Genomic DNA, 14,560 nt, shown 5'->3' on the forward strand with positions numbered 1-14,560 from the left:
TTACCTGGTACTTTTATGACTCAGAAAATAAAACGCGGCGTCAGTCTGTACAGTTTTCAGAATGAGACCTATCTCGGCAAGATGTCCCTCGATCAGGCGATCGGTCACTGCGCGGCGTTCGGCGCCCGCGGGATTGAAGTCGTCGGCGAACAGACCTTCGCCGGCTGGCCGGAGTGCGGCATGCCGGAGGCGGCGATCGCCGACTGGCACCGTCTGATGCAGCGCCATGACACGGTGCCGGTGTGCCATGACTTTATGCTCGACTATAAGCGTTATAAAGACCGGCCGATGCCGTTTGACGAGCAGGTGCGCAGCGTGCAAAACGACATCGATTTTGCCGCCCGGCTGGGCATGCGCTTTATCCGCTCTCTGGTTTCCGTGGCGCCGGAGGTGCTGGTGGCGGCGGCGCCGTATGCGGAAGACAAAGGGATCACCATTCTGCTGGAAGTGCACGCCCCGCTGCATTTCGATCATCCGTGGATTATTCGTCATGCCGAAGCCTATGAAAAAGCCAATACCCGGGCGCTGGGCTTCCTGCCGGATATGGGAATGTTTTTAGCCCGCTTCCCGCGGGTGTGGAAAGAGCGCTTTATTCGTAACGGTTGCCCACAGGCGGCAGCGGATTTTATCGAGAAAGCCTATGAGGAGCGGACGCTCAGCGAATACGTGATCCTGGATGTGATGCAAAAATGGGGACCGGGCCCGCAGCTGGCGATGGCGGAAACGCTGCGCCACAACGCGGCGTTCGAGCCGAAGCGGATGCTCGATTTTATGCCGCGGATCCACAACATTCATGCCAAATTCTATGAGATGACCGATGAGATAAGCGAGTGGTCGATTCCCTACGATGAGATCTTCCGCGTGCTGCAGAAGGGCGGCTATGAGGGGTATGTGTGCTCCGAGTATGAAGGCAACCGCTGGGTGGAAGACGCGCAGGAGGTGGACAGCCTGGAGCAGGTCCGCCGCCAGCAGCTGATGTTCTGTCGCCTGTTAGATGAAACCCCACCCCCGGCGCTGCTGGGCAAGTAAGGAGCATTATCATGTTTGATCAGCATATTATCTGCCGCGAAGGTTTCAGTAACGTCACCCGCGACGGAGAAGTTATCGGCGTGCGCTTTTTGGCCCGTCTGCCTTACTACCGCGGTCTGGGTCTGTCGATGGTGGAAGATATCGCCGTGACCCTCAACGGCGAAGCCATCCCGCGGCAGGCGATCCGCCTGGCGCTGCGCGGCCGGGAGTGGACGCTCGACGAGCTGGAGAGCGTCTACGACGACCGGTGGAACTTCGGTGAAAAGGCGACCATCACGGTGCTCAAACCCGGTGGCCTGCCGGCTGGCTGGCATCGCCTGAAGGTGGCCGAGAGGCTGCGGATCTCCTATCTGCCGTTTGTGCCGGTGACCACCTTTGAAACCGAGCTGGAATTAACGGCATAACACCCTGCAGGATCCGCTGCCGTTATGGCAGCGGATTTCTTTAACGCAGGGGGCAGCCACTGGGAAACGGTGAGGAGATTGCCGTTCAGTAAAACCGGTACGGAAGAGCGCGGTTTCTCAGCCCGTCTTTGCGGACGAAATCAGAAAATTTACTTCGCAGGCTAACCGCAGATTGCTTCAAAAAAATTCCCGTATTTGTTATATTGTTGTTCATTGATTACTCACCTCTGCGGTGCCAAAAAGAACAAGATTCACCGCAATCCAGGACAAAACCATGTTAGATTACCGCTTCCCGACAGCTTTGCAGATGGTTCTCAGCGTAGCAATGGCGGAGCAGATGGGTGAACGTTCAACGAGTGCGATTCTGGCCTACGGCCTGGAAGCCAACCCGAGCTTTATCCGCAAATTAATGGTTCCGCTCACCCGTGACGGCATCATTGTCTCCACGCTTGGCCGCAACGGCTCTATTCATCTTGGCCGCCCGGCGGACAAAATCACTCTGCGTGATATCTACCTTTCCGTTATCGAAGATAAAAAACTGTGGGCGTCGCGTCCTGAGGTCCCGGCTCGCTGCGTGGTCAGCGCCAACGCCTGCTGGTACTTCAAATCGGTCGCTGACGAAGCGGAGCAGGCTTCGCTGAACGTTCTCGCTCGCCATACCGTGGCCAGCGCGCTGGAGGCGCTCAAAAACGCCGATACCAGCGGCTGCGACCCGGTACCGGAAATGATCGCCCGGTTTAAAAAAGCGCATTAATCATTTTCTGGTGACGAAAAAAAACCGCCTTCAAATTGTGAAGGCGGTTTTTTGTTATCTGCTGCAGGCTAGGCGGGCAGATCCTCCTGGATCGGCTTACTGCGGGTCACCAGTTTCCGTAGCGTCACGTAAAACACCGGTGTCAGGAACAGACCGAACAGCGTCACCCCCAGCATCCCGGAGAACACCGTGATCCCGGTGACGCCGCGAACTTCCGCTCCTGCGCCGTGGCCGAGGATCAGCGGAATGGTCCCGGCGATAAAGGCGATGGAGGTCATCACAATCGGGCGCAGACGCAGGCGGCACGCCTCCAGCGCGGCCTCCATGATGCCTTTGCCCTGAATCTCCAGCTCGCGGGCAAACTCGACGATCAGAATGGCGTTTTTACAGGCCAGGCCCATCAGGACCACCAGCCCCACCTGCACGAAGACGTTGTTATCGCCCCCGGTCAGCCAGACGCCAAATAGCGCGGAGAGCATCGTCATCGGCACGATAAGGATCACCGCCAGCGGCAGGGTCCAGCTTTCATACAGCGCTGCCAGCACGAGGAACGCCAGCAGCACCGCCACCGGGAAGACGATCAGCGCCGTGTTGCCCTGAGTGGCCTGCTGGAAGCTGAGATCCGTCCATTCAATATTCATCCCATTCGGCAGCACCTGTTTAGACATGGCGTCCAGCAGCGTCATCGCCTGCGAGGAGGAGAGAACGCGCGGATCGGCATCGCCAATCAGGTCCGCCGCCGGATAACCGTTGTAGCGGATCACCGGATCCGGCCCGTAGGTGGTACTGATATTCACCATACTGCCGATCGGCACCATTTCGCCCTGATTATTGCGGGTGCGCAGATTGGCGATATCTTCCACGCTCTCGCGGTATGGTCCGTCAGCCTGGGCCATCACGCGCCAGGTACGCCCGAACTGGTTAAAGTCATTGACATAAGACGAGCCGAGATAGGTCTGCAGCGTGCCGAACAGATCGGTCAGCGATACCCCCTGCGCTTTCGCCTTATCGCGATCGACCTGCACGTCCAGCTGCGGCACGTTAGCCTGGTAGGTCGAGATTGGGAAGTGCATCCCCGGCGTCTGCATAATCGTCCCGGACATCGCATTCACCGCGCTTTGCAGCGCGCCATAGCCCAGCCCACCGCGATCCTGGATGTAAAGGGAGTAGCCGGAGCCCTGACCCAGTCCTAAAATCGGCGGCGGCAGGATGGAGAAGCCAAAGCCCTGCTGGATTTGCGCGATTTTAGCGTTGATTTCCGCATTGATTTCCGCCGCCGAGTGTTTGCGCTGGTCGAACGGTTTCAGGCCAAAAAAGACCGTCCCGGCATTCGGCGTGTTGGTGAACTGCAGCGCGTTAAGACCGGGGAAGGCGACCGCATAATCGACCCCTTCGGTATTCATCCCGATCTCGCTCATTTTGCGGATCACCGCATCGGTGCGCGCCAGCGACGAACCTTCCGGCATCTTCACGCCGCCAATCAGGTACAGTTTGTCCTGGGTGGGAATAAATCCGCCGGGAACGACTTTAAACATCACCCCTGCGGCGCAGAGCAGCAGCAGGTACACCACAAACACTGCGCCACGGCGACCGAGGGTTTTGCTCACCAGCCCCTGATAGCCGTTTGAGCTGCGCAGGAAAAAGCGGTTAAACGGACGGAAAATCCAGCCAAACAGACGATCGATCAGCCGGGTAGGGAGGTCTTTCTTCGCGCCGTGCGGCTTTAACAGCAGGGCCGCCAGCGCCGGGGAGAGCGTCAGCGAGTTGATGGCCGAGATCACCGTGGAGATGGCGATGGTCACCGCAAACTGCTTGTAGAACTGACCGGTAACGCCTGAGAGAAACGCCATTGGCACGAACACCGCGCACAGCACCAGCGCAATAGCGATAATCGGCCCGGAGACCTCTCGCATCGCCTGATGCGCCGCGGCAAGCGGCGCAAGCCCCTCTTCGATATTGCGCTCGACGTTTTCCACCACCACGATGGCGTCATCCACCACGATACCAATCGCCAGTACCAGCCCGAACAGGCTCAGGGTATTCAGCGAGAAGCCCAGCAGATAGAGAATGCTGAAGGTACCGACCACCGATACCGGCACCGCGATCAGCGGGATAATCGATGCGCGCCAGGTCTGCAGGAACAGGATCACCACCAGTACCACCAGCACGACCGCCTCCAGCAGCGTCTGCACCACCGCGCGGATGGAGTCGCGGACGAAAACCGTCGGGTCGTACGGCGCCGCCCATTTCATATCTTCCGGGAAGCGGGTGGCCAGCTCGGCCATTTTGGCACGCACGGCGTTCGACAAATCGATGGCGTTAGCCCCAGGGGACTGGAAGATACCGATCCCGACCGCATCCTTATTGTTGAGCTGGGAGCGCAGCGCATAGCTACCGGAACCCATCTCGATGCGCGCCACGTCGCGCAGGCGGACCAGCGAGCCGTCCTGCGCCGTTTTCAGAATGATATTGCCAAACTCTTCTTCGGTATGCAGACGGCCCTGGGCGTTAATCGAGATCAGGAAATCGCTCTCCTGCGGCAGCGGCTCGGCGCCAAGCTGACCGGCGGAGACCTGGACGTTTTGCTCCTGCATCGCCGTCACCACATCCGAGGCCGTCAGACCGCGGGCGGCCACCTTGTTGGGATCCAGCCAGACGCGCATCGCGTATTCGCCGGAGCCAAATATCTGGATCTGGCCGACGCCGGGCAGGCGCGCCAGCTCATCCTTCACCTTCAGCGTGGCGTAGTTGCGCATATACAGCGAGTCGTACTTACCGTTTGGCGAAAACAGATGTACCACCAGGGTCAGCGTCGGGGACTGTTTCTGGGTGGTGATCCCCAGACGGCGCACATCCTCCGGCAGACGCGCCTCGGCCTGCGCGACCCGGTTCTGCACCTGAACCTGCGCCTGATCCGGGTCGGTACCCGGGCGGAAGGTCACGGTGGTCACCAGCACGCCGTCGGAGCCGGCGACCGATTTCATGTACATCATGTTTTCAACGCCGTTGATCGCTTCCTCCAGCGGCGTCGCCACGGTCTCGGCGATCACTTTCGGGTTGGCGCCGGGATACTCCGCGCGCACCTGCACGCTGGGCGGCACGACGTCAGGATATTCGCTCACCGGCAGCAGCGGGATGGCGATTAACCCGATGATAAAAATTAAAATCGACAGCACCGCGGCGAAAATGGGCCTGTCGATAAAAAAGCGGGAAAAGTCCATGTCTTGGATTCTCTGATAAGGGATCAGTTGAGGGCGGCGCTGGGGGTCATGGCAACGGTTTTGGCGTTAACCGGCATACCCGGCATAAACACTTTTTGTAAGCCGTCGACGATGACGCTATCCCCAGGCTTCAGACCCTGCTTCACGATGCGTAAACCGTCGACCAGCCGCCCCGGCGTGATATCACGTCGCTGCGCTTTGCCATCTTTATCAACGATATAGACATATTTGCGGTCCTGATCGGTGAGCACCGCTTTGTCGTCGATAAGCGTAGCCTGGAACGCCGCGCTGCCCGGCAGACGCACGCGGGCAAACAGCCCCGGCGTGAACAGCCGCTGCGAGTTATCCAGCAGGGCGCGCATGCGGATGGTGCCGGTGCTCGGCGTTAACTGATTATCGAGAAAATCCACTTTGCCCTGATGGGGATAGCCCTCTTCGCCAACCAGGCCAATCTCCACCGGAAGCGCCTGATTATCGCTGGAGGCGCTTTGCCCGCGGCGGGCGAGATTCTGATAGTGCAGGTAGGTGGACTCGTCGACGTCAAAGTAGACGTACACCGTCTTCTGCGAGACCAGGGTGGTGAGCACGCTTGCGGTGTCGCCCGCCGTGACCAGGTTGCCGCTGGTGATCAGCGCCCGGCTGGCGCGGCCGTCGATAGGGGCAGTCACTTTGGTGAAGTCGAGGTTAAGCTGCGCGGCATCCACCGCCGCCTGCGCGGCGCGAATATCGGCCTGGGCCTGAACCGCGGCTGACCGGCGCTGCTCCCACTCTTCACGGGAGACGAGGTTGGTATGCACTAATTTATCGGTGCGGTTCGCCTCGCTTTGCGCCAGACTGGCCTGCGTTTTGGCTCTCGCCAGCGTCGCCTGCGCCTGCTCCAGCGCGGCGCGATAGGTTCTGTCGTCTATCGTGAACAGCACCTGGCCCTTTTTCACCTCCTGGCCGTCGGTATAATTCACTTTATCAATATATCCCGAGACGCGGGGGCGGAGCTGAACGCTCTCCACCGCTTCAATGCGACCGTTAAAACTATCCCACTGACTGATCGACTTCACCAACACCTTAGCGGCGCTGACGGCAGGCGCGGGCGGCGCGGCGTTTTGCGCGACGCTGTCGTCGCAGCCGACGAGCAGAAAGGAGAGCATCATCGCGCCGAGCGCGGTCAGGTGAATGTTTCCCCAGGTTTTTTGCAGGCTCATTATTTTTATTCCAGTCATTGTAGCCGCCGGGCAAGACGCAGCCTGAGAGGTTGCGCCACTTCCTTTGTCCGGGCTGGCTTAAGGCCATTTGTGTCGATCATCGCCACAAAATTGTAACAATTTCGAATACACTATCGCGGCGATTGTAGGAAGGCGCTTAACTAAGTGCAAGAATAATTGTTGCACTTTATGTGCGATCCTCGCCGGAGAAAAAAGGCGCGATCCTGGCAGGGTTTTAAATGCAACAATAAAACTTGCATTTTGTGTAAAACCAGGCCACCTTTTAATGCAACTGCTAAAGATGCTTTTAACCGGCCGCGAGGGGGAAATATGATGAACACTGGCGCCATCATTCAGGATCTGATCGACTGGATCGACAACCATCTTGATAGCCGTCTGGATATTGATACCGTTGCCCGGCGAGCCGGCTATTCGAAGTGGCACCTGCAGCGGATCTTCAAAGAACATACCGGGCACCCCCTCGGGGAGTATATCCGGGCGCAAAAGCTGCAAAAATCGGTTGAACGCTTAGCCCACAGCAACGAGCCGATCCTCAACGTGGCGATCGCCCTCGGCTTTGACTCCCAGCAGTCCTTCAACCGCAGCTTCAAGCGCCAGTATGGCCAGGCGCCCGGCGTCTGGCGCCGGAGTATCAGCCGCTCTGCCGCGCAGACATCTCGTCAGTGATCTTCATGACCGGGGAGGGTCAGTCCTTACCCGGTCCATGATCGAATTTGCTGCCTTTGCCGATGGCATAGAACTGCCCGCCAGCGACATAGTGAACGGTCCGCAGCTCGTCCGGCGCATCATCAAAAATCCAGTGCCCGTTACGGAATACCCGGTCATCGCTCCAGGCGGCGACGATGTCACCCATAAACAGATTGTGCTGTTGCTGGATGTCCGGGTAAGGCATCACTTTACACACCAGCCAGCCCGCGCAGTCGGCGACAAGGGGGAGATCGAACTCCGGCTGATAAAAGAAGGGGATGGTGTCGTTTTTATCCGGCGCATCGGCATAGCTGCGCCCGCCAGCGTAGAGGACGGTTGCCATCTGGCTGACTACGGGGATCTGCACGACGAAATAGCCGCTCTTTTCCACCAGCTGACGAGTGAAGGCCTGGGTGCCGATATAGGCCACCACTTTTCGCTCGCCTGCCAGCCCAACCCAGGCGGCTGACATGACATTTTCGACGCCATCATATTTTGCGGAAATCATGGTGGTGGACCCGACCTGCAATAAACGATAGGCCTTACGTAATTCGACAGCCTGAACGGACATGACTTTTCCTTTATGCGTGTTATTTAATTTGTTGATTGTATGGATATTTGTTGAGGTCATGGTCATTTTCAACCCCTCATTCGTCATCCACCGTGCAACGATACGCCAGGCGATTAAGCGCAAAAAGATGCCTAAATTGTTTTCATTATTCATAATCAACGAATAATCATGCCATCTGTCGGTAAGCTGCTCGCTACAGGAGAGAAAGAAGGTGGATCGTATCCAGGCTATGCAGATGTTTATGCGCGTCGCAGAGGCAGGGAGCTTCGTGCGTGCCGCGGAAACCCTTTCCCTGCCTGCCTCCACTGTCACCAGTACCATTAAAAGCCTTGAGAAGTACCTGAAGGTGCGGCTGCTGAACCGGACCACAAGGCGGGTGAGCCTGACTCCGGAAGGGATGCAGTATCTGGCGCAGTGCCGGGAAATTCTCGCCCTCATCGAACATAGCGAATCCAGCCTGGGCGAGTCTGTCGCGCGGCCTCAGGGGCGTCTGCGGGTTGATATGCCCGCGGGCATCGCGCATTTCATCGTCATGCCCCATCTGCAAGACTTTTACCGACGCTACCCTGACATCTACCTGATGATCGGCGTCAGCGATCGGCCGGTCGATCTCATTCAGGAAGGCATCGACTGCGTGATACGCACGGGAGAGCTGAACAACTCCAGCCTGGTGGCCCGGCCTCTGGGCCGCTTTCGCTGGGTGACCTGCGCGTCACCGGACTATCTTCGGGAATATGGCGTGCCGCCGTCACCGGAGGCGCTCTCTCGGCACCGGGCGGTGCATTATTTCTCCGGCCAGGCGAGGCGGGCCGATGAGTTCCGCTTCGTTCGCCACGGCGAGACTTTTTCTGTACCCGTCAGCGGCACCGCCGCGGTGAATGAAACGGGGCTCTATATAAAAATGTGCCTGGCGGGCTTCGGGCTGGCGCAGCTGGCGGAGAATATCGTTGCTGACCACCTGCAGGAGGGGAGACTGGTGGAAGTGCTGACGGACTGGCAGCCGCCCCCGGTACCCGTCACTTTGCTCTATCCGCACCAGCGTTTTCTCTCTCCCGCCGTGCGGGCGTTTGCTGAGTGGATGAGCGAGGTGGTTTGAGGGGAGTATTGCTTGCATTTAGCGCTTCGCGATGGAGGGTAGGGTTCCAGCAGAAATATCTGGTCTGCTGATGAATCGCTCGATATTCTGTAATGCTTTGTCTTTTTTGTGAACAGGAAAAAGTATGTTTAATACGCTCCCCGATTTACACAGAAGTTTTGCAGAGCAACTGAAGCTTAAATTACAGTCTGACCCGCGGATCCTCGCCCTTCTCGCCGGCGGCTCGTTTATCCATGGCGGGTTTGATCAATACTCCGATCTCGATTTCGTGGTGGTGGTCGACCCTCTCTATTATGACGAAATCATGGCTCAGCGTATGGCGTTCGCCGGAACCCTCGGCCATCTGCTACATGCTTTCACCGGGGAACACGTCGGCGAGCCTCGCCTGCTGATCTGTCTGTTTGGCCCGCAACTTCTGCATGTCGATCTCAAATTTATCACCCTGGACATGCTCACTCAGCGCGTTGAAGAGCCTGCCGTGCTATTTACCCGAGATCACGATGCTCTCGAGCGACAGCTGGCAAAATTTAGCGCGCACTGGCCGAACATGACGCCGGAGTGGTTTGAGTCCCGAGCCTGGATCTGGCTGCATTATGCCGTGGTTAAACTGGGCAGGGGCGAACTCTTCGAAGCGCTGGGGATGCTGTCTTTCTTCCGGGAACAAGTACTGGGGCCGATGCTGTTCCGTCGTGCCAATCTACCGCAACGCGGCGTTCGCCGAATAGAAGCCCTCGGCATTGATCCCGATGGCCTGCTGACTTCCACCCTGGCAACGCACGATCGTCACTCTGTCGGGATTGCCATCCGAAGGGCTGCTGACGCTTATGTCAATCTGCGGGCTGATGCGCTGCCTGACAATATCGCAGACGATGCGGCGCGTCGGGCGGTCCTAGCCATGCTGGACGCGTATTCTGCCAAGGGGTAAATCTATCCCTCCGGCCGCGGACGCGGCCGGAGGGTGCAAGGGTTGTGCGAGATGTTGTGGGTGGTCTTATCCTGAGAGGGGGGGCGGGTAATTGGTAACGCTAAAACGACCCCTGGCCCGGTTTGTTCCGCACAGCCAGACGATTAGAGTTTATCCAGTTCACGCACGGTACGTTCATTGACGATATTACCCGTATTCAGGGTCGATTTTGGCTCCAGTAAAACGACGCAGCACTCTTCGGTTAACGCTTCAGGACAATGCTCAGTTCCTTTCGGCACAATAATAAACTCACCGGCATCAAGAATAATATCGCCTGTTCTTAAGCCCATTCGCAAGCGGCCGCTGACCACAAGAAAAAGCTCGTCCTCCTGTTCATGATGATGCCAGTCAAATTTTCCGGATAATTTAGCCAGTTTGACATATTCGTTATTCATTTCGCCGACAACTTTCGGGCTCCAGTAATCGCTGAACAGAGCAAAACTGTCTTTTAAATTAACTTTACGCATTCATCTTCTCCGTCACACATATTTAATGCGGGTGGGTTGATTTCGTCATAAAAAAAGAGCAGGCATTGGGCCGCACGGCGCACAGCCGGGTTAGGCGATATTGATCGCTAATAAAAAGACGCCAGGATCATCAGGAAAGTGACCGTGTTATGGCCAGCTTTCCGGCTATTACGCCTGCTTTGCTTTGTGGGAAAATACAGCGCAAGCAGGCCGGCTCTGCTGTTCGAAATAACAATACAGTTAACCCGCAAACTGAACAACGGGTTTCCCGATGACGGGGGAAGATATTTATCAGTTCGCAATCAATCGACTGAATTTAATTAATTTTATTTTTAAAATAATTTTCCCTCAGGCATTCAGCGGACCGTTTTTGTTTCTTTAAGTGAACAGATGCCCGAAACTCTGGCGCCATATCTCAGGTCTCCAGGTCCGATAATGGCGCGGCGGAGTTAACCGGGCTCGAGGTGAGTCATCACCACCATCGCGCTAACCGCCGTTTCCGTTGCGCTGTACGTGTGCGCAATCTCCGCAGAGAAGGCATAAAAATCCCCGGGCTCCAGGGTGATGACTTCATACTGGCTCAAGCGCAGGCGCAGAGTTCCGCTGTGTACCAGAATATGTTCATGCGCCCCCTCTGAATGTCCGGGGCTGTGGATGGTGACCCGCGGTTCCATTTGCAGCAACCATATCTCGGAGGTATTGCCGGGGCCGATGCGGAATTTCATCATTTGCGAATAATCGCCCGGCACAGGGCGATATTTTTCAAAGCGGGGATACATCCTGCTGCCGCTTAGCAAATCGCCGACCGGTAAACGTAACGCGGTGGCGATAGCGTCCAGCGTATCAACTCGGGGACTGGAAGATCCTGATTCCAGCTTGGATAACGCTCCCTTTGAAACCCCTGACAATTTAGACAGATCGTTTAACGAAATCCCCCGGGACTGCCGTAGTCGTCTTATTTTACTGCCGATATTTAATGACAACGCAGCTGGTTTATCGCGTTCTGAATCTGCCATTATTGCCCCCCTCCCCGAGTGAGTCCTTCTCATCCGAATAAACGCCCCGCCCAGTTGAGATTGCGGTAGGGACATAACACTGCTGTCGCTGGCCTGATATGTCATCGCTGCATCAACAGTCAGTGATTCTTCACGCGCCCGCCATGCCTGAATACCACGTTTATCCTTTCAAATGAACCATTTTGGTGTTCACCGGTTTGATGGGCAGTCTGGGTAACGGGAGATATTGCACATTGAATCTGTTCGTTGCGTTCGGATATTGCCGGGCTGTTTTAAGCGAAAAATGGATGATTCTGGAGTAACGGATTGTTTATTGATGTAAGCAGGGGCCGTTATTTTCCCCACTTCTACAGTGGGGGTTTGAGGATCTGAATCAGGAAATGATGCCGGTGTTGCCATATCTAGTAATGCACCAGCCCGCCATCTACCGCGTACTGACTGCCGGTGACATAGGATGCATCATCAGAAAGCAGGAAAAGTGCGACAGCAGAGGCTTCTTCCGCGGTTCCTGCCCGGCCGAGGGGGACCTGGCTGACAACAAAATCCTCAAACTGCTGACGCGACTCTTCCGGCATGAAATGTCTAAAGTTCGTTTCGATCGGACCCGGTACCAGCGTATTGGCGCGAATACCCCGCACAGCCAGCGCAGAGGCCCAGCTTTTAACCATTGCGACAACTGCGCCTTTCGTTGCTGCATAGAGGCTGGTCATTGCCGCACCTTCATATACAGATGAAGATGAGGTGACAAGAACAGACGCGCCTGAATTGAGGGATCCAGAAAGAGCGGCAAGCTGCAGCATCGGGCCGCGGACGTTAGCATTCATCATGCGGTTAAAAGCATCCGCTGTCACCGATTCCGGAGCACCTACTTCTGCGAAGCCAGCATTAAGCCATAGTCCGTCGAGTGAACCCCAGCCGCTTATCGCTGCCTGAAGAACGCTTATATCTGCTTCGCTGGCTGCATCGTTTTTCAGAATGAGAGATGATTCAGGCAGTAGACTACGGGCGCGCTTCAGCCTTTCATCATTGAGGCCCGTAATGGCAACATTGCCGCCCTCACTAACAATGCGCAGTGCGCCTGCAAATCCCATACCGCTGGTACCGCCAGTGATAAGGATGCGTTTACCTTGAAATCTGCCCATGATTCGCCTTTCTTTGTCTTTAGAAACATCACGTACCTGACGAAGATAACCATCAGTCGTCATCTGTTACATCACGCCATGGTGAGATTATGGCTGCAGCGTTGGCATTTGGCACCAAGCGGGGTGGGGTCCAATGCTGATGGTGGCCCTTTTTTTCAGCGCCGGGGGAGTGTATTTGAAGAACCAGATCTTTCTGCCGAATGGCTTAATCAACAACGCCAGCCCGTCGCCATCGCGTAGTTGCTACTCGGTATTAGTTTGGTATTTCAATTGGTTAGGTATGTTTTTGCACCATGGTTTTTTACGATATGGCATCGTAGTGCAAAACAAGCATAGATGATGCTCGAGATTGATACAGAGAATATGACCGCACAGGTAACAAAAAAACCCGCAGGGCTTGCGCCGTGCGGGCTTTCAGGACTTCATCGGATGACTCTGGTAATCACCGATGGGCTGGCAGCGGCGTAATTAGTGCAGGAGTAGATCAATTCTGTTGGGGATGTTTATAGGTTGCTTAGAAGGGAAGGCGCAAAAAGAGTGGTGACGGTATTGATAGGGAAAGGCGTATTTATGCGTTGGATTTTTATGGTGATTCGTCGGACTCATTATTTTGAGTGGCTAGCTGTAATAAAGACCCGGCAAATTTAAGCCGGGTCTTTATTATTTACGGTCTTGAAGCCGTGCCGTCAGGTGTGCGCGCCATTGTCCAGGAAGGGATCCCCCCCTCGCACGGGTATTTCGCCGCCTCGGCTTCATCAATGTCGATACCCAAGCCAGGCTTATCGTTCAGGTAGGCATAGCCGAGGTCAATCTCCGGGCAACCCGGGAAGACATCACGCAGCGCGTCGTTCATGGGCGTGTATTCCTGAATGCCGAAGTTCGGTGAACTCAGATCCAGATGCATATTGGCGCAGACCCCGACTGGTGAAATATCACCAGGACCGTGCCACGCGGTACGCACGCCGTTCAGTTCGCTATAGACAGCGAGTTTCTTCGCCGGCGTGATACCGCCGATGGTGCTCACATGACAACGAATGTAGTCGATCAGTTTGTTGTCGATGAGCGGCTTCCACTCATTAACATTGACAAACAGTTCGCCCATGGATATTGGCGTGGAAGACTGCTGGCGCAGCATTTTCAACCAGTCGATATTTTCCGGTGCGACTGGGTCTTCGAGATAAAACAATTGATATTGTTCCAGTGTCTTTGCAAGGTTAATGGCGGCCACCGGGGTGACGCGCTCATGGACATCATGAATAAATTCGATGCCAAAACCGAGCTTGTTACGCAGGTGGTCGAACAGACGCGGAACGCTTTTGGCGTAGGCATCCGGGTCAAAGTAGATGCCAGGCGTTTTGCTGCGCGGTGAACGTTTCGGCTGAATGTTCTTCGCACGTGCCAGCTGCGTGGCGATCAGTTTGAGGTCATCGGTCCCCGCACCACCATACATTCCCATCTGGCAGCGAACGTACTGGTAGCCTTCTTCCATTCTGGCGCGGATGTTATCTTCCACTTCAACTTCATCGCCACCGTCAGTGTGACAGTACAATGGGATCCCATCACGGCATTTGCCGCCCAGCAGATCATAAACTGGCATCCCCGCCAGCTTACCTTTGATATCCCACAGCGCCATGTCCACGCCGGACAATGCATTGTTCATGATCGGGCCATTGCGCCAGTAACCGCTCACCGCGCCTGACTGCCAGATGTCCTCAATACGGGTCGGATCTTTGCCGATCAGAAAAGGCGCCATGTACTCATCGATCGCGTTTTTTACCGCGAAGATACGCTGCGTAAAGGTCGCGCATCCCAGCCCATACAACCCCGGCTCATTGGTTTCTATCTTAACGACCGCCAAATCAATGCCGCCCGGCGCCGTCAGAATTGTTTTCACGTTAGTGATTTTCAGGTTACTCACTTTCTCTCCTCAACTCAGCGAATTTACCGCATGTCATACCGTTGTGGATGACATGGTGTATATTTGTAAGT

13 protein-coding genes and 1 pseudogene are annotated in these 14,560 nt (G+C 55.9%); 6 read left to right on the forward strand and 8 right to left on the reverse strand.

Going from position 1 to position 14,560, the window contains the following annotated elements:
* Window positions 1-15: 15 nt before the first annotated feature.
* The 3 genes from ACLH1I_RS13920 (at window position 16) to ACLH1I_RS13930 (ending at window position 2,187) form a co-directional block, all read left to right on the forward strand.
* Entirely contained in the window at window positions 16-1,029 is a 1,014-nt protein-coding gene (locus ACLH1I_RS13920) for a sugar phosphate isomerase/epimerase family protein (protein ID WP_048325405.1), read from the forward strand.
* An 11-nt stretch (window positions 1,030-1,040) separates the two neighbouring features.
* Complete coding sequence (locus ACLH1I_RS13925) at window positions 1,041-1,433, forward strand: DUF6379 domain-containing protein (protein ID WP_048325404.1); 393 nt, start codon at window positions 1,041-1,043, stop codon at window positions 1,431-1,433.
* Window positions 1,434-1,707: 274 nt separating this feature from the next.
* Window positions 1,708-2,187, forward strand: coding sequence for an RrF2 family transcriptional regulator (locus ACLH1I_RS13930; RefSeq protein ID WP_004205761.1), 480 nt, complete (start codon window positions 1,708-1,710; stop codon window positions 2,185-2,187).
* Between the two features lie 68 nt (window positions 2,188-2,255).
* Here the strand turns inward: ACLH1I_RS13930 and oqxB are convergent, their stop codons facing one another.
* Both oqxB and oqxA read right to left on the reverse strand, forming a co-directional pair.
* Complete coding sequence (gene oqxB, locus ACLH1I_RS13935; RefSeq protein WP_151629078.1) at window positions 2,256-5,408, reverse strand: multidrug efflux RND transporter permease subunit OqxB; 3,153 nt, start codon at window positions 5,406-5,408, stop codon at window positions 2,256-2,258.
* 23 nt (window positions 5,409-5,431) lie between these two features.
* Complete coding sequence (gene oqxA / locus ACLH1I_RS13940; RefSeq protein WP_085846550.1) at window positions 5,432-6,607, reverse strand: multidrug efflux RND transporter periplasmic adaptor subunit OqxA; 1,176 nt, start codon at window positions 6,605-6,607, stop codon at window positions 5,432-5,434.
* Between the two features lie 333 nt (window positions 6,608-6,940).
* Here oqxA and ACLH1I_RS13945 point away from each other — a divergent pair, with 333 nt between their 5' ends.
* Window positions 6,941-7,294 carry a helix-turn-helix domain-containing protein gene (locus ACLH1I_RS13945; RefSeq protein WP_004205765.1) on the forward strand — a complete coding sequence of 118 codons (354 nt, stop codon included), beginning with the start codon at window positions 6,941-6,943 and terminating at the stop codon, window positions 7,292-7,294.
* A gap of 19 nt (window positions 7,295-7,313) precedes the next feature.
* Here ACLH1I_RS13945 and ACLH1I_RS13950 read toward each other — a convergent pair whose 3' ends face one another.
* Window positions 7,314-7,886 (reverse strand): flavin reductase family protein, encoded by a 573-nt coding sequence (locus ACLH1I_RS13950; RefSeq protein WP_151629083.1) that lies wholly within the window; start codon window positions 7,884-7,886, stop codon window positions 7,314-7,316.
* Between the two features lie 211 nt (window positions 7,887-8,097).
* Between ACLH1I_RS13950 and ACLH1I_RS13955 the strand changes: the two genes are divergently transcribed.
* Both ACLH1I_RS13955 and ACLH1I_RS13960 read left to right on the forward strand, forming a co-directional pair.
* Complete coding sequence (locus ACLH1I_RS13955) at window positions 8,098-8,982, forward strand: LysR family transcriptional regulator (protein WP_151629085.1); 885 nt, start codon at window positions 8,098-8,100, stop codon at window positions 8,980-8,982.
* A 124-nt stretch (window positions 8,983-9,106) separates the two neighbouring features.
* Complete coding sequence (locus tag ACLH1I_RS13960; RefSeq protein ID WP_151629087.1) at window positions 9,107-9,907, forward strand: nucleotidyltransferase domain-containing protein; 801 nt, start codon at window positions 9,107-9,109, stop codon at window positions 9,905-9,907.
* A 143-nt stretch (window positions 9,908-10,050) separates the two neighbouring features.
* On the opposite strand, the gene ACLH1I_RS13965 is transcribed toward ACLH1I_RS13960, so the two are convergent.
* From ACLH1I_RS13965 to ACLH1I_RS13985, 5 genes and pseudogenes are all read right to left on the reverse strand, one after another.
* A complete protein-coding gene (locus ACLH1I_RS13965) occupies window positions 10,051-10,413 on the reverse strand; it encodes a cupin domain-containing protein (protein ID WP_049003956.1) in 363 nt (120 codons plus the stop codon).
* Between the two features lie 449 nt (window positions 10,414-10,862).
* Complete coding sequence (locus ACLH1I_RS13970; RefSeq protein ID WP_198079850.1) at window positions 10,863-11,429, reverse strand: helix-turn-helix domain-containing protein; 567 nt, start codon at window positions 11,427-11,429, stop codon at window positions 10,863-10,865.
* Window positions 11,430-11,830: 401 nt separating this feature from the next.
* Entirely contained in the window at window positions 11,831-12,571 is a 741-nt protein-coding gene (locus ACLH1I_RS13975; protein ID WP_048335038.1) for an SDR family oxidoreductase, read from the reverse strand.
* A 120-nt stretch (window positions 12,572-12,691) separates the two neighbouring features.
* Window positions 12,692-12,811, reverse strand: a pseudogene (locus ACLH1I_RS13980) (integrase arm-type DNA-binding domain-containing protein); the annotation flags it as partial.
* A gap of 424 nt (window positions 12,812-13,235) precedes the next feature.
* Window positions 13,236-14,489, reverse strand: a complete 1,254-nt coding sequence (locus tag ACLH1I_RS13985; RefSeq protein ID WP_048325396.1) for an enolase C-terminal domain-like protein — start codon at window positions 14,487-14,489, stop codon at window positions 13,236-13,238.
* Window positions 14,490-14,560: the final 71 nt, after the last annotated feature.

Source organism: Klebsiella sp. 1SOBk10mer (genome assembly GCF_046602535.1).
In the GTDB taxonomy this organism is placed as follows: domain Bacteria; phylum Pseudomonadota; class Gammaproteobacteria; order Enterobacterales; family Enterobacteriaceae; genus Klebsiella; species Klebsiella quasipneumoniae.

Bases quoted from the DNA above. Each gene is read 5' to 3' on its own strand.
- ACLH1I_RS13920 (WP_048325405.1), top strand. From the start codon at position 16: ATGACTCAGAAAATAAAACGCGGCGTCAGTCTGTACAGTTTTCAGAAT.
- ACLH1I_RS13925 (WP_048325404.1), top strand. From the start codon at position 1,041: ATGTTTGATCAGCATATTATCTGCCGCGAAGGTTTCAGTAACGTCACC.
- ACLH1I_RS13930 (WP_004205761.1), top strand. From the start codon at position 1,708: ATGTTAGATTACCGCTTCCCGACAGCTTTGCAGATGGTTCTCAGCGTA.
- oqxB (WP_151629078.1), bottom strand. From the start codon at position 5,408: ATGGACTTTTCCCGCTTTTTTATCGACAGGCCCATTTTCGCCGCGGTG.
- oqxA (WP_085846550.1), bottom strand. From the start codon at position 6,607: ATGAGCCTGCAAAAAACCTGGGGAAACATTCACCTGACCGCGCTCGGC.
- ACLH1I_RS13945 (WP_004205765.1), top strand. From the start codon at position 6,941: ATGAACACTGGCGCCATCATTCAGGATCTGATCGACTGGATCGACAAC.
- ACLH1I_RS13950 (WP_151629083.1), bottom strand. From the start codon at position 7,886: ATGTCCGTTCAGGCTGTCGAATTACGTAAGGCCTATCGTTTATTGCAG.
- ACLH1I_RS13960 (WP_151629087.1), top strand. From the start codon at position 9,107: ATGTTTAATACGCTCCCCGATTTACACAGAAGTTTTGCAGAGCAACTG.
- ACLH1I_RS13965 (WP_049003956.1), bottom strand. From the start codon at position 10,413: ATGCGTAAAGTTAATTTAAAAGACAGTTTTGCTCTGTTCAGCGATTAC.
- ACLH1I_RS13970 (WP_198079850.1), bottom strand. From the start codon at position 11,429: ATGGCAGATTCAGAACGCGATAAACCAGCTGCGTTGTCATTAAATATC.
- ACLH1I_RS13975 (WP_048335038.1), bottom strand. From the start codon at position 12,571: ATGGGCAGATTTCAAGGTAAACGCATCCTTATCACTGGCGGTACCAGC.